The 19,151-nt window shown below is 70.3% G+C and carries 16 protein-coding genes; 12 read left to right on the forward strand and 4 right to left on the reverse strand.

Translation table 11 applies throughout. From position 1 onward, the window contains the following. Positions 1-39: 39 nt before the first annotated feature. The 3 genes from ACFVKT_RS39520 to ACFVKT_RS39530 all read right to left on the reverse strand — a co-directional run bounded on the left by ACFVKT_RS39520 (position 40) and on the right by ACFVKT_RS39530 (position 1,715). Positions 40-267, reverse strand: coding sequence for a DUF3107 domain-containing protein (locus ACFVKT_RS39520; RefSeq protein WP_028801993.1), 228 nt, complete (start codon positions 265-267; stop codon positions 40-42). A 290-nt stretch (positions 268-557) separates the two neighbouring features. Then, entirely contained in the window at positions 558-1,199 is a 642-nt protein-coding gene (locus ACFVKT_RS39525) for a TetR/AcrR family transcriptional regulator (RefSeq protein WP_385741631.1), read from the reverse strand. A 297-nt stretch (positions 1,200-1,496) separates the two neighbouring features. Then, the gene (locus ACFVKT_RS39530; protein WP_385741634.1) at positions 1,497-1,715 is read right to left on the reverse strand and encodes a hypothetical protein; all 219 of its coding nucleotides are present in this window, start codon (positions 1,713-1,715) and stop codon (positions 1,497-1,499) included. A gap of 310 nt (positions 1,716-2,025) precedes the next feature. On the opposite strand from ACFVKT_RS39530, the gene ACFVKT_RS39535 reads away from it, so the two are divergent. The 12 genes from ACFVKT_RS39535 (at position 2,026) to moeZ (ending at position 17,414) form a co-directional block, all read left to right on the forward strand. After that, positions 2,026-3,066, forward strand: a complete 1,041-nt coding sequence (locus ACFVKT_RS39535) for an alpha/beta fold hydrolase (RefSeq protein WP_385741637.1) — start codon at positions 2,026-2,028, stop codon at positions 3,064-3,066. A 6-nt stretch (positions 3,067-3,072) separates the two neighbouring features. Then, on the forward strand, positions 3,073-4,470 hold the full coding sequence (locus ACFVKT_RS39540) for a DUF3152 domain-containing protein (RefSeq protein ID WP_385741640.1): 1,398 nt from the start codon (positions 3,073-3,075) through the stop codon (positions 4,468-4,470). A 56-nt stretch (positions 4,471-4,526) separates the two neighbouring features. Then, positions 4,527-4,619 carry an Ms4533A family Cys-rich leader peptide gene (locus tag ACFVKT_RS39545; RefSeq protein WP_385741643.1) on the forward strand — a complete coding sequence of 31 codons (93 nt, stop codon included), beginning with the start codon at positions 4,527-4,529 and terminating at the stop codon, positions 4,617-4,619. A gap of 283 nt (positions 4,620-4,902) precedes the next feature. Continuing rightward, on the forward strand, positions 4,903-6,624 hold the full coding sequence (locus tag ACFVKT_RS39550) for an ABC transporter substrate-binding protein (RefSeq protein WP_385741646.1): 1,722 nt from the start codon (positions 4,903-4,905) through the stop codon (positions 6,622-6,624). 4 nt (positions 6,625-6,628) lie between these two features. Continuing rightward, the gene (locus ACFVKT_RS39555) at positions 6,629-7,621 is read left to right on the forward strand and encodes an ABC transporter permease (RefSeq protein WP_385741649.1); all 993 of its coding nucleotides are present in this window, start codon (positions 6,629-6,631) and stop codon (positions 7,619-7,621) included. 59 nt (positions 7,622-7,680) lie between these two features. After that, positions 7,681-8,685, forward strand: coding sequence for an ABC transporter permease (locus ACFVKT_RS39560; RefSeq protein ID WP_385741744.1), 1,005 nt, complete (start codon positions 7,681-7,683; stop codon positions 8,683-8,685). A gap of 77 nt (positions 8,686-8,762) precedes the next feature. Beyond that, the gene (locus ACFVKT_RS39565; protein ID WP_385741652.1) at positions 8,763-10,358 is read left to right on the forward strand and encodes a dipeptide ABC transporter ATP-binding protein; all 1,596 of its coding nucleotides are present in this window, start codon (positions 8,763-8,765) and stop codon (positions 10,356-10,358) included. Positions 10,359-10,548: 190 nt separating this feature from the next. Next, positions 10,549-12,405 (forward strand): DUF3492 domain-containing protein, encoded by a 1,857-nt coding sequence (locus tag ACFVKT_RS39570; RefSeq protein ID WP_385741655.1) that lies wholly within the window; start codon positions 10,549-10,551, stop codon positions 12,403-12,405. A gap of 98 nt (positions 12,406-12,503) precedes the next feature. Continuing rightward, positions 12,504-13,898 (forward strand): hypothetical protein, encoded by a 1,395-nt coding sequence (locus ACFVKT_RS39575; RefSeq protein WP_385741747.1) that lies wholly within the window; start codon positions 12,504-12,506, stop codon positions 13,896-13,898. Positions 13,899-14,475: 577 nt separating this feature from the next. Further along, complete coding sequence (locus ACFVKT_RS39580) at positions 14,476-15,435, forward strand: NAD-dependent epimerase/dehydratase family protein (protein ID WP_385741658.1); 960 nt, start codon at positions 14,476-14,478, stop codon at positions 15,433-15,435. Beyond that, on the forward strand, positions 15,423-16,172 hold the full coding sequence (locus ACFVKT_RS39585; protein ID WP_385741661.1) for a spherulation-specific family 4 protein: 750 nt from the start codon (positions 15,423-15,425) through the stop codon (positions 16,170-16,172). Before ACFVKT_RS39580 ends, ACFVKT_RS39585 begins: the two co-directional genes overlap by 13 nt. 63 nt (positions 16,173-16,235) lie before the next feature. Further along, on the forward strand, positions 16,236-17,414 hold the full coding sequence (moeZ, locus tag ACFVKT_RS39590; RefSeq protein WP_385741664.1) for an adenylyltransferase/sulfurtransferase MoeZ: 1,179 nt from the start codon (positions 16,236-16,238) through the stop codon (positions 17,412-17,414). A 98-nt stretch (positions 17,415-17,512) separates the two neighbouring features. Here moeZ and ACFVKT_RS39595 read toward each other — a convergent pair whose 3' ends face one another. After that, the gene (locus ACFVKT_RS39595) at positions 17,513-19,069 is read right to left on the reverse strand and encodes an alpha/beta hydrolase (protein ID WP_385741667.1); all 1,557 of its coding nucleotides are present in this window, start codon (positions 19,067-19,069) and stop codon (positions 17,513-17,515) included. Positions 19,070-19,151: the final 82 nt, after the last annotated feature.

Raw genomic sequence — 19,151 nt, forward strand, 5'->3', positions numbered from 1 at the left:
GGCACTGCCACCGGGCCCCTCCTCGTCCGCTCGCCAGTACTACAGCGCGCTGAATCCCACCTTGCGCTGGGTGGGCTCGCCGAGCTCCACGTACGCGAGGCGGTCGGCCGGAACCAGGACCTTGCGGCCGTGGTCGTCCACGAGGCTCAGCAGCTGTGACTTGCCGGCCAGCGCTTCGGACACCGCGCGCTCGACCTCTTCCGGGGTCTGACCGCTCTCCAGAACGATCTCGCGGGGCGCGTGCTGCACGCCGATCTTGACCTCCACGGCTTTGTCCCTCCGACGGTCAGTGATGTGCGCGTGTGTCCGCGCCGTACGCAGCACACATTAGCCCGGTGAGGGGATGCGCATGCTCCGCCCAAGAACGCCAGGAGCGAACAGTGGGCGGGAACAAATGAACTGCCGGCACCGACCGGCGCGAACGGGCCGGTGGCCGACCGTTCGCACGCGTCAGCCGTCCGGTGGCTGATCCGTTCGCACGCATCAGTCGGTTGGTGGTCGGCCCGTTCGCACGCGTCAGCCGGTCAGTGGCCGATCCACTGCCACGCGTCAGCCGGTCAGTGGTGGTCCGTGCCGTGCAGTGGGAATCCGGCGATGCCCCGCCAGGCCAGTGAGGCCAGCAGCTGGACCGCGTGCTCGCGCGGGACGCTGCGGTCGCTGTGCAGCCAGGACCTGGCCACCACCTGCGCCAGGCCGCCGAGGCCCGAGGCGAGGAGCATCGACTCGTCACGCGACAGGCCGGTGTCCTCCGCGATGACCTCGCAGATCGCCTCGGCGCACTGGTGCGTGACCTTGTCCACGCGCTCGCGGACCGCGGGCTCGTTCGTCAGGTCGGACTCGAAGACCAGCCGGAAGGCGCCGCCGTCGTCCTCGACGTACGCGAAGTAGGCGTCCATCGTCGCGTGTACACGCAGCTTGTTGTCCGTGGTGGACGCGAGTGCGGTCCGTACGGACTGGAGCAGGGACTCGCAGTGCTGGTCCAGCAGGGCGAGGTACAGGTCGAGCTTGCCCGGGAAGTGCTGGTACAGGACCGGCTTGCTGACGCCCGCGCGCTCGGCGATGTCGTCCATGGCGGCCGAGTGGTACCCCTGCGCAACGAATACTTCCTGGGCGGCGCCGAGGAGCTGGTTGCGTCGGGCACGGCGCGGCAGGCGAGTGCCCCGCGGGCGTGCCGCCTCTGTCTGCTCGATGGCTGTCACGCCGCCTCCCAAAATTGTCCACATGCGGTGAGCGCCGCGCCGCCATCGTACTTTTCGGTAACCGTGGTGTGCGCGGTGCGAGCGCACAATTTCACGTACCGGACGCCGGGCAACAACGGCACATACGGTGCCGAACGGGTGTGAGGCGGGCGCATCGAGTTCTCGGTGCCCTGATGGACGGGCTGATCAGCGGCTCGTTTCCGGGACGGCCGTGTCAAGGACGGCCATGTCGAGGACGGCCGTGCCAAGGACAGACGTCGCGACAGCTCCCGCGGCGGCCGGGTCACCGGTGGGCCGTCACCGGTAGTCGTCCTCGTCGAGGCTTACGACTCTGGCCTGCTCGGCGAGATCCCCTTCGTCCGCGTTGGCCGGGTCCCCGACCGGCGCCACACCGTCCTGCTGCTGTTCCAGGTCGGTGCGCTGTTCGGCCGCGTCGGCCTCGGGGGCTTCCGGGTCGAGCTCCTCGGGCTCGTCCTCGTTCGCGAATGTCTCGGGGTCTGTGGGGTCGACTGTCATGATTCCTCTTCCCGAGCGGTGCGCCTGTTTCCTGAGCGGTGCGCGGGTTCCCGGGCAGTGCGCGTGATTCCCGGGCGGTGCGCGTGCGCTCCTGTACGAGATTCGCTCCTGTACGAGATACGAGTGCCCTCGTCTGAGCCTAGGAGACACTCGATCGGGGCGCGATGCGATCCGATCGCCATGCGCCCGCGGTCTGTGAAGGGTGAATGATGGTGATCCGTGACGCCGAATGCGGGTGACTTGTGACGCCGCACGGATCTGTGACGGCGAACACACGAACCACTGCGTGATCGTCTCGTAACATTGCCGCATGTCTTCGACCGAGCTGCCCTCCGTGCTGGCCACCACTGTCACACCGAAGGTCGGTGCCGTCAGGGTCGCGGAGGGTGAGCGGCTGAGGTCGGTCGGCCTGCCCGGGATCACGCTGACGGTGCGGTCGAGGCCGCCTGCGCGTGCGGGGCTGCCGCCCGCGTTGTACGTCCATGGCCTCGGCGGTTCCTCGCAGAACTGGTCGGGGCTGATGCCGTTGCTCGACGACCTCGTGGACAGCGAGGCCCTCGATCTGCCGGGCTTCGGGGACTCGCCGCCGCCGGACGACGGGAACTACTCGGTCACCGGGCACGCGCGCGCGGTCATCCGCTACCTCGACTCCTCAGGGCGCGGACCCGTGCACCTCTTCGGGAACTCACTCGGCGGCGCGATCACCACCCGCGTCGCGGCCGTCCGCCCCGATCTCGTCCGCACCCTGACGCTGGTCGCGCCCGCGCTGCCGGAGCTCCGGGCGCAGCGCACCGCGTGGCCGACCGTGATGATCGCGCTGCCCGGGGTGGCGGGGCTGTTCACCAAGCTCACCAAGGACTGGAGTGCCGAGCAGCGCGTACGCGGGGTGCTGGCGCTCTGTTACGGGGATCCCGGCATGGTGACGCCCGAGGGGTTCCGCGAGGCGGTCGAGGAGATGGAGCGGCGGCTCGCGCTCCCCTACTTCTGGGACGCCATGGCGCGGTCGGCGCGCGGCATCGTGAACGCGTACACGCTGGGGGGCCAGCACGGGCTGTGGCGCCAGGCCGAGCGGGTCCTCGCGCCGACGCTCCTCGTCTACGGCGGCCGTGACCAGCTCGTCTCCTACCGCATGGCCCAGCGAGCGGCCCGCGCCTTCCGGGACTCCCGGCTGCTGACGCTGCCGGACGCGGGGCACGTCCCGATGATGGAGTACCCGGAGACGGTGGCCACCGCCTTCCGTGAACTCCTCACGGACACCGGCGAGTTGACTCCTCCTCCCGGTCCACCGGGGTCGTCGGCTTCGTCGGGGCCATCGGGTCCGTCGTCGTCCGCCGCCGGTGCGGGGAGCTGAGGGGCCGTGGGACGTCATAGCCGTCGTGGGCGCTCCGACGAGAGGGCCGACAAGGCCGGCAACGCCGAAAGAGCCGACCGCGCCGACAGTGTGGGCAGGGCGTCCGTGGAGGACGCGCACGGCGTGCTTCGCTTCCCGGACGGGACTCCGGCGCACGGTGTGCCCCGTTTTCCGGATGGGACGCCCGCGCACGGTACGCCCCGCTTCCCCGACGGGACGCCCGCGAACGGTTTCCCCCAGGTGCGCGGAGGTCATCCCGAGGCGCGTGAACCGGGCGGTGGCTGGGGGCAGTTGAGGTCCGGCGCTCCCCAGGGTGTGGCGGCAGGCGTTCCGCAGGGTGGTGAGTCCGGGTATCCGGGCGGTGAGTCCGGGTATTACGGGCCGCGGATACCGCCACAGCGTCACATGCCCGGGCCGAGTGTCCGGCAGGCCTATCTCGACGCCTTCGGCGGCGAACCCGGCGCTGACGACGACCTCTTCGGGTCCCGTACCGGCGCCCCGCACCGCGGCGACCTCTACGGCTCCGTCACCGACTGGGACATGGACGCCGAGGCGAAGCCGCTGCCGGGGTTCGGGGTGCCTGGGAAGGACAAGGCCGGCAAGGGGCGGACGTTCACCGGGATCGCGGCGGCCGCTGTCACCACCGTGCTCGCCGTCGTCGTGGCCGGCCAGGTGGCGAGCGGGCGGGAGGGCGCCGGGAGCGAGGGCAGCGGGGTGCGCGCGCAGTCCACCAGCGGTGGCGACCGCGGAGTCCTCGACGTCTCGGCGGCACCGGCCCCCGCGGTGACACAGAGCGTGGCGCCACTTACGTACGACCAGAAGATGGCGAAGAAGTACGCGCTCGGCGCGACGCTCGACGGATCGGGGGAGTTCGACGCGGTCCTCGGGCTTGCCAAGGCGCCCGGCAAGGGGCAGAAGTTCACCTATCGCGTCGACGTGGAACAGGGGCTCGGTCTGGACGCCTCGCTCTTCGCGCAGGCCGTGCAGAAAACCCTGAACGACGACCGGAGCTGGGCCCACAACGGCGGCCGTACCTTTGAGCGGATTTCCTCCGGGAAGCCCGACTTCGTGATTACGCTGGCGAGTCCGGGCACCACTGCCGAATGGTGCGCCATGTCCGGGCTCGACACGACCGAGGACAATGTGTCCTGCGACTCGGCGTCGACCGAGCGAGTCATGATCAACGCGTACCGCTGGGCGCAGGGCTCCGAGACCTACGGTGACCAAATGCAGGCATACCGGCAGATGCTGATCAACCACGAGATCGGGCACCGGCTCGGCTACAGCCACGTCACCTGCGACAAGGACGGCGAACTCGCCCCCGTGATGCAGCAGCAGACCAAATTCCTCGACCACGACGGGATCCACTGCAAGGCCAACCCCTGGCCCTATCCCGGGAGTTGATCGAGGTCACAGGGTTCACATTGACATGCGGCGAAAGTTCGTTCATATTTTTGCGCATGTCGCCTCGTCACGTCACCGCTCGCGCCGCCATTGAGCTGGCGCTCATCGGCGTGACCGCGCTCTGCGTGGCCGACATTCTCTGTCGCTGACGCCCGCCTCTGTCGCGCGCGTCGGTGCTCTTTTCCGTCTCCGGGATCCCCGCTCTTTCCTTCTCCGGGATCCCAGGAGGACCTTCTCCGGGGATCCCGGAATCGGACCGGTAAATCATCGATGACACCGGTGAACGGGTGTCCCCGAAATTAGACGGGTGTCTCCGGAACCAGACGGGTGTCCCCGAAATTCGGCGCGCCGCAGTGGCGATTTCCGCGGCTTTTCCTGCCCGCGGCGACGCCGTCGCGCGGCATTCTCCGAATTCCTGAGGGGTCTGTTCCCATGCGTCAACCGTCCGTCATAGCGCGCCGAGTGGCCGCCGTATCCGTCAGCCTCGCCGTGGCAGCGGGTGCCGCCGCCTGCGGGCCTGAGGACAACGATGCCAACGCGAGCAGCGGCGGCGACGCCAAGCCGCAGAAGGGCGGCACGCTCACCGTCCTGAACTCCAACCCGCAGGACGACTTCGACCCCGCGCGGCTCTACACCTCCGGCGGTGGCAATGTGCCGTCCCTCGTCTTCCGTACGCTCACCACGCGCAACCGCGAGGACGGGGCCGCCGGCGCCCAGGTCGTCCCCGACCTCGCCACGGACACCGGCCGCCCGAGCGAGAACGCGACCGTGTGGACGTACACCCTGAAGAAGGGCCTCAAGTACGAGGACGGCACGGCGATCACGTCCGCCGACATCAAGTACGGCATCGAGCGTTCCTTCGCCGCCGAACTCTCCGGTGGCGCGCCCTACTTGAGGGACTGGCTGATCGGCGGTGCCGACTACCAGGGGCCGTACAAGGACAAGAAGGGCCTCGACTCGATCGAGACGCCGGACGATCTGACCATCGTCTTCCATCTCAACAAGCCCGAGGGCGAGTTCCCGTATCTCGCCACGCAGACGCAGTTCGCGCCGGTTCCGCAGGCCAAGGACACCGGCACGAAGTACGAGGAGCACCCGGTCTCCTCGGGCCCGTACAAGGTCGTCTCGAACGAGAACGACGGCGAGCACCTGGTCCTGGAGCGCAACACCTACTGGTCCGCCTCCACCGACGCCGAGCGCAAGGCCTATCCGGACAAGATCGACGTGCAGTCGGGGATCGACTCGTCCGTCATCAACCAGCGGCTGTCCTCCTCCCAGGGCGCGGACGCCGCAGCCGTCACCACGGACACCAACCTCGGCCCGGCCGAACTCGCCAAGGTCACCGGCGACAAGGAACTCGCCGCGCGCGTCGGCACCGGGCACTTCGGCTACACCAACTACATCGCCTTCAACCCGAAGGTGAAGCCGTTCGACGACCCGAAGGTGCGGGAGGCGATCTCGTACGCCATCGACCGTACGTCGGTGATCAACGCGGCGGGCGGTTCGTCACTGGCCGAGCCCGCGACCACGTACCTGCCGGACCAGAAGTCCTTCGGCTACACGCCGTACGACCACTTCCCGGCCGGCGCCTCGGGCAACCCGGACAAGGCCAAGGAGCTGCTGAAGGAGGCCGGTTACGAGAACGGGCTCACGGTCACGCTCACGCACTCCAACGCCCAGGACTTCGAGACCAGCCCGGAGATTGCGACCGCCATCCAGGACGCGCTGAAGAAGGCCGGGATCACCGTCAAGCTCGACGGTCTCGAGGACAACGACTACAGCGACAAGATCCACGACGTGAAGACCGAGCCCGGCTTCTTCCTCGCCCACTGGGGTGCCGACTGGCCCTCCGGCGGTCCCTTCCTCGCCCCGATCTTCGACGGCCGGCAGATCGTCCAGGACGGCGCCAACTTCAACACCGGCTTCCTCAACGACAAGTCGGTCAACGACGAGATCGACGCGATCAACAAGCTGACCGATCTCGACGAGGCCGCCAAGCGCTGGGGCGCACTCGACAAGAAGATCGGCGAGCAGGCGCTGACCGTGCCGCTGTTCCACCCGGTCTACAAGCGGCTGTACGGCAAGGACATCAAGAACGTCGTGATCAGCGACTGGACCGGTGTGCTGGACATCTCCCAGGTCGCGGTGAAGTAGCGCGATGAGTGAGGCCCTTGTGGCCTCGACGGCCACCGGGACGGACATATCCGTCCCGGTGGCCTCCGGGGCTCGTCAGTTCTGGCGGCGGCTGCGATCGCAGCGTGCCGCTCTTGTCGCGGCGGGTGTCGTCGCGCTGCTCGTCCTGGTCGCGCTCGCCGCGCCGCTGCTCACGGCCATCGAGGGCCAGGACCCGACCACCTACCACCCTGCTCTGGTCGACTCCGCCCGTGGCGGCGTCCCCGTCGGATCGCTCGGCGGCATCAGCGGTGACCACTGGCTCGGCGTCGAACCGCAGACCGGCCGCGACCTCTTCGCACGGCTCGTGTACGGCGCCCGCGTCTCCCTCGGTGTCGCTTTCGCGGCGACTGTGGTGCAGGTCTTGATCGGCGTCGTGGTCGGTGTCGCGGCCGGCCTCGGCAGTCAATGGGTTGACCAACTGCTGAGCCGCCTCACGGACATCATCGTCGCGATGCCGCTGATGATCATGTCTCTCGCGCTGCTCGCGATCGTACCCAGCAGCTTCCCGCGGCCCTTGCTTGTCGCGCTCGTCATCGGCCTGATCAACTGGGGCGGGACCGCGAAGATCGTGCGCGCCAATACTTTGACGCTCAAGGAGCTCGACTACGTGGCGGCCGCCCGGCTCAGCGGCTGGGGCTCCTGGCGCGTCGCCCGTCGTGAGCTGCTGCCCGCGCTGGCCGCGCCCGTCATCACGTATGCGGCCATCCTCGTCCCCATCAACATCACCGTCGAGGCGGCGCTCAGCTTCCTCGGTGTCGGCGTGAAGCCGCCGACACCGTCCTGGGGGCAGATGCTGACCGCGGCGGACGTCTGGTACCAGGCGGCGCCGCAGTATCTGCTGCTGCCGGCGGGGTCGTTGTTCGTGACCGTGCTCGCTCTGACGGTGCTCGGTGACGGGGTGCGCACCGCCCTCGACCCGCGCGCGGCCTCGCGGCTGCGGGTGGGCACGGGGCGCAGGCGGGAGGCCAAGGCGTGAGCGGCTTCAGTGGGTTCGGGGGCCTCGGCGGCCTTCTCGGTCGTGCCAAGGGGTTGTCCCTGGGAGGCAGCGGTTTTCTGGGGTTCGCCGTACGACGTCTGGTCGGGGCGGTCGTCACCCTGCTCGCCATCTCCGTGATCATCTACCTCGTCTTCTACGTCGCCCCCGGCAACGTCGCCCAGATCACCTGCGGTCCGCGCTGCTCGCCGGCCCAGGTGCAGCAGGTCGCCGAGCAGTTGAAGCTCGACGACCCGCTCTACCTGCGCTACTGGCACTTCCTCCAGGGCATCTTCGTCGGCCACGACTACTCGACGGGTACGTCGGTGGAGCACTGCGACGCGCCCTGCCTCGGGCTCTCGTACCAGGGTGACGAACAGGTCACCCAGCTGATCTGGGCGAAGCTGCCCGTCACCTTCTCGCTGGTGATCGGCGCGACCGTGCTGTGGCTGATCCTCGGCGTCGGCACCGGTGTGCTGTCCGCCTGGCGGCGCGGCCGGATCACCGAGCGCGTGCTGACCGGCGTGACGCTCGCCGGCACGGCCACGCCGGTCTTCGTCATCGGCCTGGTGCTGATGATCGTCGTGTGCGGGCAGTTGCAGTGGCTGCCCTTCCCGCAGTACGTGCCCTTCACCGACGACCCCGAGCAGTGGGCGTGGAACCTGCTGCTGCCCTGGCTGGCCCTCGCTCTCATCGAGGCCGCCAAGTACGCCCGCCTGACCCGGGCTTCGATGCTGGAGACGCTCGCCGAGGACCATGTGCGCACCTTCCGCGCGTACGGCGTGGGAGAGCGCTCGATCATCGGGCGGCACGCCCTGCGGGGCGCCCTCGCGCCGGTCATCGCGCTGACGGCCAACGACTTCGGGTCGGCGATCGGCGGCGCCGTGCTCACCGAGACGATGTTCGGACTGCCCGGCCTCGGGCGCGAACTCGTCCACGCGGTGAACGTCGTCGACCTGCCGGTGGTCGTCGGCGTGGTTCTGGTAACCGGCTTCTTCGTGGTCCTGGCCACCGCCGTCGCGGACGTGCTGTTCGCGGTGGCCGACCGACGGGTGGTGCTGTCGTGAGTCCTGATGTCAGTTCTGGTGGCAGTCCTGGTGGCGGTTCTGGGGGCAGTCACGGTGGCAGTTCTGGTGACAGCCTTGTGGAAGTCAGCGGCCTTACCGTCGAGTTCGGGGACCTGCGTGCCGTCGACGGCCTCTCCTTCCGGCTGGAGAAGGGCACGGCACTCGGCCTCGTCGGCGAGTCGGGCTCCGGCAAGTCCACGGTCGCGTCCGCCCTGTTGGCGCTGCACCGGGGTACCGGGGCGCGCGTCGGGGGCGCGGTGCGCGTGGCCGGAGTGGACGTACAGGCCGCTTCCGACGACGAACTGCGGCGGCTGCGCGGTGGCAAGGCCGCCATGGTCTTCCAGGATCCGCTGTCGTCCCTCGACCCGTACTACGCGATCGGCGACCAGATCGCCGAGGTGTACCGGGTGCACGTGAAGGCGTCCCGGCGTGCCGCACGCGCGCGTGCCGTCGAGGTGCTCGACCGGGTCGGCATCGCGGACGCCGCGCGCAGGGCGCGTTCCCGGCCGCACGAGTTCAGCGGCGGGATGCGCCAACGCGCGCTCATCGCGATGGCGTTGGCGTGCGAGCCGGAGCTGCTGATCGCCGACGAGCCGACCACCGCCCTCGACGTGACCGTGCAGGCCCAGATCCTCGACCTCCTGCACACGCTGCGGGAGGAGACGGGCATGGGCTTGCTGCTGGTCACACACGATGTGGGCGTCGCGGCCGAGAGCGTCGACGAGGTGCTGGTGATGCGGCACGGTCGCGCCGTCGAGCACGGGGCGGTCGGCGCGGTGCTGGGGGCGCCGCGGGAGGCGTACACACGGGAACTGCTGAGCGCGGTGCCGAGCGTGGACGCGGTACGGGTGCCGACGCTGGAGGGGCCCGGCTCTGACGATGAAGTGGTCCTCGAAGCGGTCGGGCTACGGCGTGAATTCGGCCGGGGGAAGCGGCGGTTCGCGGCCGTGGACGACGTATCGCTCACGGTCCGGCGGGGGGAGACCCTCGGCGTCGTGGGGGAGAGCGGCAGCGGCAAGACGACGCTGGGGCGGATGCTGGTCGGGCTCCTGGAGCCGACGGCCGGCTCGGTCCGGTACCAGGGGCGTGAACAGACCGGGGTGAGTTCCGCCGTGCAAATGGTCTTCCAGGATCCGGTCTCCTCGCTCAATCCCCGGCGCAGTGTGGGGGAGTCCATTGCCGACCCCCTGCGCGCGCGTGGCGAACGCGACGAGGGGCGCATCCGGGGGCGCGTACGGGAGTTGCTGGAGCGCGTGGGGCTCGAAGGGGCGCACTACGACCGCTATCCGCACGAGTTCAGCGGCGGACAGCGCCAGCGCGTCGGCATCGCGCGGGCACTCGCGGCCGAACCGCACGCCATCGTGTGCGACGAACCGGTTTCGGCGCTCGACGTCACCACCCAGGCCCAGGTGGTCGCCCTGCTCGCCGAACTGCAACGGGAACTCGGGCTCGCTCTCGTTTTCGTGGCGCACGACCTCGCCGTCGTACGTCAGGTCAGCGACCGGGTGGCCGTGATGCGGCGCGGGCGAATCGTCGAATACGGACCCGCCGACGAGGTGTACGAATCCCCGCGTGACCCGTACACGAAGCAGCTGCTGGCCGCCGTACCGGTGCTGGATCCGGCGATCGCGGCACAGCGCCGAACTGTCCGCCGGGCACTGGCCGTGGTCTAGCGAAACGTAACTGCTTGATCCTGTAGCGCGCAGGAACGCGACCTGCGCGGGAAAGTTACGACCGTTCACCCCTTTTGGTGGCGCGATGGACAACCGTCCGTCGCGCCACCGCCATATCCGCATACGTTCGTCCCGCTGCGAGCCGCCGGGTCAACGGCGGCTCCCCATAAGGGAGATCGGGGGTGCACACGTGCGCATCGGACTGCTTACGGAGGGTGGCTATCCGTATGTGAGCGGTGACGCCAGGCTCTGGTGCGACCGGCTCGTACGCGGGCTCGGGCAGCACGAGTTCGACATCTACGCGCTCAGTCGTAGCGAGCGCCAGGAGGACGAGGGCTGGATCCAACTGCCGCCGCAGGTCAGCCGCGTACGGACGGCCCCGCTGTGGATGGCTGAGGACGACGGTGTGGTGTACGGGCGGCGGGCGCGACGACGGTTCGCCGAGGCGTACGGGGAGTTGGCCGCGGCGGTGTGCGAGGGGGCGGGGGCGGGTGTTGCCGACGGGTCTTCTGGTGCCACGGGGTCTTCTGGTGGCGCTTCCGGCGGCGCGGGGTCTTCTGGTGGTGCGGGGGTTCTTGGCAGTGGCGCGGGGGCTTCTGGTGGCGCGGTGATTTCCGGCGGCACAGGGTCTTCCGGCGGCGTGGGGGCTTTTGCCGGGCCTGAGGCGGACCGTTTCGGCAGCGCGCTGTACGAGCTCGCCGAACTCGCCCGCGACGAGGGCGGTCTGATCGGGGCGCTTCGCTCCGAGGGTGCCGTGCGTGCGCTGGAGCGTGCGTGTCGCGCACCCGGCGCACTCCGGGCCGCGCGCGCCGCACGTGTGCCCGATCTGCTCGCGGTAGCCGCCCAGTTCGAGCGGGCGCTGCGGCCCCTGTCACTCGACTGGTACGAGGGCGACGGGCTCGACTCCGTCGATCTGTGCCACGCGACCGCCGGCGGCACGGCGGCGCTTCCCGGCCTCCTCGCGCGGCATTTCTCCGGCGTACCCCTGCTCGTCACGGAGTACGGCGTGCAGTTGCGGGCGCACTACCTCGCGTCCGCCTCCGTCGGTGACGCTCCCGCCGTGCGCTCCCTGCTCGCCGCGTTCCACGGCAGGCTCACCGGCGAGGTGTACCGCGCGGCCTCTCTCATCACGCCCGGCAACACGCACGCCCGCCGCTGGCAGGAGCGCTGCGGCGCCGACCGCACCAAACTGCGCACCGTATACCCCGGCATGGAGGCCTCCCGCTTCGCGGAGGTCGGGGAGAACACGGAGGCCGGCGGGTACGCGGACCCCGACACGCTGGTGTGGGTCGGCCGCATCGAACCCGCCAAGGACCTGATCTCGCTTCTCCACTCCTTCGCGGAGATCCGCAAAGAGGAGCCGAAGACGCGGCTGCGGATCGTCGGGGCGCCCGCCGACGGAGCGGACGGCGCGACCTACCTGGCCCACTGCCAGGCGCTGGCCGCCCAGCTCTTCCCCGACGAGGCGGAGGGCGTCCACGCCGTCGGCGACAACCCCGTGTCCTTCGAGGAGATCGGCGGACCGGAGGTCCCCAGCCTCCCGGAGGCCTACGCCTCCGGAGCCGTGATCGTCCTGTCCAGCGTGGTGGAAGGCTTCCCGATCAGCCTCGTGGAAGCCATGTTCTGCGGTCGCGCCACCGTCTCCACGGATGTGGGCGCGGTCGTCGAGGTCATCGGCGGTACGGGGCTTGTGGTGCCGCCGCGCAATCCGCGGGCGCTCGCCGAGGCGTGCGTGGCGCTGCTGCGCGACCCCGAGCGCCGTGAGCGCCTCGGTGCGGCCGCCCGCGCACGCGCCCTCGAACTGTTCACCGTCGAGCAGAACATCACAGCATTTCACGGCATCTACCTGGAGATCGTCTCGCACTCCCCGGTACGACGCGTGGTCGTCGACGAGGCGGGGGAGCCGCTCCCCTTCGGCGTCCCCGCGGAGGCCCACGTGCCCGGTCGCTGGACCGAGGCCCGCCTGATGCCCACGGGCCGACCGCGCTGGGTGGCGGGCGCTCCGGTGCGCGCGACGGTTCCCGTCCCCGCAGGGGAGGGCGCGTGAAGAACGAACTCGGAGAACTGGACCGGCCGGCGCGGCCGAGCAGCCCCGGCGCCTGGGACGCGCGGTCGGAGGAGTGGCTTGTGACGGGGGTTGGCGAGATGGACGTACGGGTTGAGAGCGAGTCGGCATCGGCATCGGCGGCGACCGCGGAAGGAGTGCAGGGCGCGGGCGAGGGTGCGGATGGCGCGGACGTGGGCGCGAGGGGAGGCCGCGTGGGTGCGGATCGCGCGGACGTGGGCGCCGTCGCCGTCGCGGGCGCGAAAGGGGTGCGCGAGGGCGCGGGTGGCGTGAGCGAGCCTGTTGAGGAGGCTCGCGACGTGCTGGATGAAGCTCGCGACGTGCTTGAGGAGCCTCGTGATGCGATCGACGACGTTCGTGAGGCGTTTGGCGCGGCGCGCGACGGTGTAGGTGGCGCCGCACGCAAAGCCGGCAGCCGACGCGGTGCCGTGGACCCGGTGAAAGCCCTGATGCACCGGCACCGGGAGCTCTGCGAACGGGCCGTGGACCCACTGGAGATCGCGGCGGGCCTCGAGGCGCACGGGGTGACCGACCGGACCGCCGCGCGGTTCCGGCACCGGGACGTGTTCTCGCTCGCCGAGGAGTTGTACGCACGCGTGCCCCGTGACGGGGAGCACACACAGCGCTCCGCGCCCCCTGGGCGCCCGGGGGCGCGCGCCGACTGGGCCGTGCTCGCCCTGCTGCCGGGTGCCCTGTGCGCGGCGGCCGTGATCGGGCTGCGACTCACCGAGGGGCAGCCTCGCCTGGTGGTCGCCGCGGTCGGCGCCCTCGCCGTGGCGCTCGGCCTGCGCGTCGCCCTCCGCCGCGGCCCCCTGAGCGTCACGCACCACACGCCGAGCGGCACCCGTGCGTGGACATGCTGGCTGATCGCGTACGCCCTCCTCGGCGACGGGCTGCTGAGCGCCGGTGTCGAAGGTGGCCCCGACGGCCCGTGGCCCCTGGCCACCGCATCCGTCCTTGCCCTCGCCCTGGCCTGCGCTCCGGCCGCCTGGTGCGCCCACCTCTTCGCCGTACGCGCCCGCCGCAGGCTGACCGCCAGCCGGGGCCTGGAAGAGTTCGCGGCCTCCGTACAGCCCCTGCTTCTCGGGGTGTTCGCGCTCTTCCTCTGCGCCCTCGGCGGGCTGCTCGCACTGTGCGGGGCGGCGCTCGACGAGCCCGTCGGATACGCCGGAGCCGGTGCCCTCGGCGCACTGCTCCTGCTCGCCCGGCTGCTCGCGGCCCGCGGCTTCACCCACGCCCCGGCCGTCGTACTCGCCGCCGCGGGCGCCGCCGAGGCGATCGCCCTGGCCAGCGCCTTCGCCGGCCGCCTCCCCGGCTGCGCGTTCCTGGCCGTCCCCGTCGACACCGTCGTCGCCTGGGGGCCGGGAGCCGTCCCCGCTCTGGTGTGCGGCGCGGCCACCCTCGTCCTCCTCATCCACTCCACCCGGACGCTGACCCGAGCCTCGGCCCACGCCCTGCCCTGCGGGTCGGCATGAACAGCCGACGAGGCGGCGGGGAGCGCTGTGCTCCGAGGACTGGCTCACGGGCAGCCCTGAGAACTGGTTCAGGGGCAGATCGGAGGCCTGGCTCACGGTCAGCCTCGAAGGCCGGCGCACGGGTAGACCGCCAGTCCGGCTCGCGCGTAGTCCTGAGGGCAGGCTCAGGGGCGCATCTGAAGTCCGGTTCGCGTGCACACCTTGACTCCGTTTCGCGTGCAGACCTCGACTCCGGTTCGTGCGCGGCCCTCGACTCCGGCTCCTGCGGGGCCCTGAAGGGCGGCGCACGGTCAGCCTCGAAGGCCGGCGCACAGGCAGCCCTGAAGGCCGGCTCACGCGCAGACCTCAAGTCCGGCTCACCGCAATCGCTGCCGTGTGCCGCGACCCGAAACCTGGCTCACGGCGTCCTTCAGCGCCGTGAGCTCCGCCCGGCGGCCGGGGCTCGTCCCCCGTTCCGGGCCCAACGCTCCCGCGGGGCCGACACCGCGGGCCCTCTCCCTGACCCACGGCAACACCCCGAAGGAGAACGCCAGATGATCACCTCCCGAACCGGAGAATCCGCCCCGGGAGCTGCCCGATGAGGGTCCTGCTGATCGGAGCCAACGGATACCTCGGCCGCTTCGTCGCCGACAGACTGCTCGCCGACCCGGCCGTGCAGCTCACCGCGCTCGGCCGGGGCGACGACGCCGACGTACGGTTCGACCTCGCCTCCGGCAGCCCCGGCGCGCTCACCCGCTTCCTGGACGCGGTGCACCCCGGAGTCGTCATCAACTGCGCCGGCGCCACCCGCGGCGGCGCACGCGAACTCACCCGGCACAACACCGTCGCCGTCGCCACCGTCTGCGAGGCCCTGCGCCGCAGCGGCTGCGGTGCGCGACTCGTGCAGCTCGGCTGCGGCGCCGAGTACGGACCCAGTCAGCCCGGCTCCTCCACGGCCGAGGACGCCGTGCCGCGCCCGGGTGGCCCGTACGGCGTGAGCAAGCTCGCCGCCACCGAACTCGTCCTCGGGTCCGGCCTGGACGCCGTCGTCCTGCGGGTCTTCTCGCCTGCCGGGCCCAGCACCCCGGCAGGCTCCCCGCTCGGCCGCCTCGCGGAGGCCCTGCGCCGCGCCATGCAGTCCGGCGACGGCGAACTCAAGCTCGGCGGACTCGGCGTTCAGCGCGACTTCATCGACGTCCGCGACGTCGCCCGAGCCGTCCACGCCGCCTCGCTCTCCGCCGCCCAGGGCGTCATCAACATCGGCTCGGGCCGCGCCGTGCGCCTTCGCGACGCCGCCGCCGTCCTCGCCCGCGTCGCCGGCTACGGCGGCGCGCTGCACGAACTCGACGGACCTCCCAGCTCCATCAGGTCGTCCATCGGCCACCCCCGCACCGAACCGGACCACGCGGCCCCGGCCGCATACCCCTATCCGGACGGCTGTGGCAGCTGGCAGCAGGCCGACGTGCGCACCGCACGCGACCGGCTCGGCTGGCGGCCCCGGATCAACCTCGAAGAATCCCTCGCAGACATCTGGATGGAGGCGGCATGCCGTATCTGACCAGCACCGCAACGGGCACCGCGAGCACCGACTTAGGCCTCGGCTTCGGCATCCCCGGCTATGCGCACCCCCTCGTCGCTCCCGTGGAATGGAGCGAACTCACCCGCCCCGGCACCCCCTTGCACTGGGTCGTCCTGAACGTGGCCGACGGTCCCGGCAGCCGCCCCGACCCGCACTGCCTGGAGGCCGCCGGACGGTTGCGGAACGCGGGCGTCCGGGTGCTCGGGAGCCTGGACACCGCATTCGGCGCTCGCACCTTCGGCGAGCTGGTCTCCGACGCGCACCGGTATCTCGACTGGTACCGGGTCGACGGATTCCTGCTCGACCGCTGCCCCACCGAGCGCACCGCGCTCCCCGAGGTCCGCCGCACGGTAACCACGCTCCGCGCGCTCCTCGACGGGGCGCACATCGTGCTGGGCCACGGCAGCCACCCGTACCCCGGATATGCCGAGAACGCCGACCAGTTGGTGACCTTCGCCGGCCCCTGGAGCGACTACCGCTGGTCGCAGGTCGCCGAGTGGACCGCCGACTATCCGCCCGAGCGCTTCTGCCACTTCGTGCACGGCGTACCGCGCGGCCATCTCGACGAGGCGCTGCGCATCGCCCGCTGGCAGGGCGCCTCGACGATCTACTTCACCGACCGCACGGACCGGGGCGGCCGCGTCGACCCCTGGGAGAACCTGCCCGGCTACTGGGACGAGATCGTCTCGCGGATCGGAACGGGTGTCTCGGAATGAAGAAGGGCGTGGCAGTGTTACGGGGAGAACAACTGTAGTGATTGACCGACCAACGGAGTCCCCGTGTCGCTGCCACCCCTGGTCGAGCCCGCCGGCGAGCTCACCGTAGACGAGGTCCGCAGGTACTCCCGCCACCTGATCATCCCCGACGTGGGCATGGACGGGCAGAAGCGGCTGAAGAACGCCAAGGTGCTCTGCGTGGGCGCCGGCGGCCTCGGATCGCCGGCGCTGATGTACCTGGCCGCCGCGGGCGTGGGCACGCTCGGCATCGTGGAGTTCGACGAGGTCGACGAGTCGAACCTGCAGCGCCAGATCATCCACAGCCAGGCGGACATCGGCCGCTCCAAGGCCCAGTCCGCCCGCGACTCCGTCCTCGGCATCAACCCGTACGTGAACGTGGTTCTTCACGAAGAGCGGCTCGAAGCCGAGAACGTGATGGACATCTTCAGCCAGTACGACCTGATCGTCGACGGCACGGACAACTTCGCGACCCGCTACCTCGTCAACGACGCGGCCGTGCTCCTCAACAAGCCGTACGTGTGGGGCTCGATCTACCGCTTCGACGGTCAGGCCTCCGTCTTCTGGTCCGAGCACGGCCCCTGCTACCGCTGCCTCTACCCGGAGCCCCCGCCCCCCGGCATGGTCCCCTCCTGCGCCGAGGGCGGCGTCCTGGGTGTGCTGTGCGCGTCCATCGGCTCCATCCAGGTCAACGAGGCGATCAAGCTCCTCGCGGGCATCGGCGAGCCGCTGGTCGGCCGCCTGATGATCTACGACGCTCTGGAGATGCAGTACCGCCAGGTCAAGGTCCGCAAGGACCCGGACTGCGCGGTCTGCGGTGAGAACCCGACCGTCACCGAGCTCATCGACTACGAGGCCTTCTGCGGTGTCGTGTCCGAGGAGGCCCAGGAGGCGGCCGCCGGCTCGACGATCACTCCCAAGCAGCTCAAGGAGTGGATCGACGACGGCGAGAACATCGAGATCATCGACGTCCGCGAGATCAACGAGTACGAGATCGTCTCGATCCCCGGCGCCAAGCTGATCCCGAAGAACGAGTTCCTCATGGGCACCGCCCTGGAGACCCTTCCGCAGGACAAGAAGATCGTCCTGCACTGCAAGACGGGTGTCCGCAGTGCGGAAGTCCTCGCCGTGCTGAAGTCCGCGGGCTTCGCGGACGCGGTGCACGTCGGCGGCGGCGTGATCGGCTGGGTCAACCAGATCGAGCCGGACAAGCCCGTGTACTGACCGGTGTACTGGCCGATGCATTGGCCGGTGTACTGAGCAGTTGCTCTTCCGATGGCGGGGGTTCGAGGCACCGACGGTGCCTCGAACCCCCGCCATCGTCATGAACAGACCTTGCCGTCCTTCGGCACCGTCCCGTTCAGCAGATAGCCGTTCACCGTGGAGTCGACGCAGTCGCTCCCGCTCCCGTACGCCCCATGTCCCTCGCCCTTCCAGGTGAGCTCCACGCCGACATCCTTGCCCAACTCGTCGGCCATCTTGCGGGCGCCCTCGTACGGCGTCGCCGGGTCCCCGGTGTTGCCCACGACCAGGACGGGCTCGGCTCCCGGCGCGCTGACCTCCGGGGTGTCGTACTGTCCGGCCACCGGCCAGTCGTGGCACCAGCCCGCCGTGTCCCAGCCCAGGAAGTCGCCGAAGACGGGCGAGATCTTCTCGAACTCGGCCAGCTGCTTCTTCGTCTCCTCGGGAGTCGGCCGCTGCTTGTCGTCCAAGCACGATATGACCCGTTGTGAATGCGTCGTCGTGCCGTAGTTCCCCGAGGGGTCACGGTCGTTGTAGCCGTCGGCGAGCGCCAGCAGCTCCGAACCGTCCCCGTCCTCGGCCGCGTTCAGAGCGCTGGTCAGTGTCGGCCAGCTCTGCTCGCTGTAGAGCGGCAGGACGATCCCGGTCAGGGCCAGCGTCTGGGTGAGATCGCGTCCGGAAGACGAGGTCGGCAGCGGACTCGCGTCGATCCGGTCCAGCAGGTCCTTGATCTTCTGGGAGCCCTGCTCGGGGTCCTGGCCCGTCGACGTGAGGTAGTTGTCCAGGGCGCGCTGGAAGCCCAGGGCCTGGTTCTTGGCGTGGCCCACGGTGTCGGCGCTCGGGTCGACGACGGCGTCCAGCACCAGGCGTCCCACGTTCTTCGGGAACAGGTGCGCGTACACACCGCCGAGTTCGGTGCCGTAGGAGATACCGAAGTAGTGCATCTTCCGGTCGCCGAGGACCTGACGCATCAGGTCCATGTCGCGGGCCGTGTCGGTCGTCGAGACGTGTGAGAGCAGCTTGCCGGCGGCCTTCTCGCAGCCCTTGCCGAAGTCAGTGGCGTCCTTGAGGTACGCCGCCTCCTCAGTCGCGTCGTCCGGTGTGGCGTCCACCGACTCGGCGGCCTGGATCTCCTTGTCGCTGCGGCAGCGCACGCCCTCACTGGCGCCGACCCCGCGCGGGTCCCAGCTCACCAGGTCGTACCGGTCGTGGAGCTGGCCGACAGCACTCTCGTACGCGGGCATCGTGGAGACACCCGAGCCGCCGGGACCACCGAAGTTGAACAGGAGCGAGCCGATGCGGTCGCTCTGGTCGCCGCTCGCCTTCGAGCGGATCAGCGCGAGGCCGATCGTCTCTCCGTCCGGCTTCGCGTAGTCCAGCGGCACCTTGAGCGTCGCGCACTGCCAGTCGCCGCCCGGCGCGGGGGAGTCCGAACTCGACTTGCAGCGGCCCCAGTCGAGCTTCTGTGAGGTGAGTGAAGCGGGCAGCCCGGACGAGGTGGCGGAAGAAGGCGCGGCGGCCGACGGGCTGTCGCTGTTCTTCCCCTCGTCCTCGCCGTCACCGGATGAGCCCCCGCTGCAGCCGGCCACCAGCAACACGGCGGCGGCCGCGGCCGTCCACCGGATGAATCGCGTCATGAGCTTCCCCCTCGCCATGATCCGCCGGAAGTCGCGGATCACATGCAGGCAATATTAGGTGCCCACGGACTGTGACTGCCTT

Source organism: Streptomyces sp. NPDC127595 (genome assembly GCF_042671685.1).
In the GTDB taxonomy this organism is placed as follows: Bacteria; Actinomycetota; Actinomycetes; order Streptomycetales; family Streptomycetaceae; genus Streptomyces.

Bases quoted from the DNA above. Each gene is read 5' to 3' on its own strand.
- ACFVKT_RS39530 (WP_385741634.1), bottom strand. From the start codon at position 1,715: ATGACAGTCGACCCCACAGACCCCGAGACATTCGCGAACGAGGACGAG.
- ACFVKT_RS39580 (WP_385741658.1), top strand. From the start codon at position 14,476: ATGAGGGTCCTGCTGATCGGAGCCAACGGATACCTCGGCCGCTTCGTC.
- ACFVKT_RS39575 (WP_385741747.1), top strand. From the start codon at position 12,504: ATGGACGTACGGGTTGAGAGCGAGTCGGCATCGGCATCGGCGGCGACC.
- ACFVKT_RS39595 (WP_385741667.1), bottom strand. From the start codon at position 19,069: ATGACGCGATTCATCCGGTGGACGGCCGCGGCCGCCGCCGTGTTGCTG.
- ACFVKT_RS39535 (WP_385741637.1), top strand. From the start codon at position 2,026: ATGTCTTCGACCGAGCTGCCCTCCGTGCTGGCCACCACTGTCACACCG.
- ACFVKT_RS39550 (WP_385741646.1), top strand. From the start codon at position 4,903: ATGCGTCAACCGTCCGTCATAGCGCGCCGAGTGGCCGCCGTATCCGTC.
- ACFVKT_RS39555 (WP_385741649.1), top strand. From the start codon at position 6,629: ATGAGTGAGGCCCTTGTGGCCTCGACGGCCACCGGGACGGACATATCC.
- ACFVKT_RS39545 (WP_385741643.1), top strand. From the start codon at position 4,527: ATGTCGCCTCGTCACGTCACCGCTCGCGCCGCCATTGAGCTGGCGCTC.
- ACFVKT_RS39585 (WP_385741661.1), top strand. From the start codon at position 15,423: ATGCCGTATCTGACCAGCACCGCAACGGGCACCGCGAGCACCGACTTA.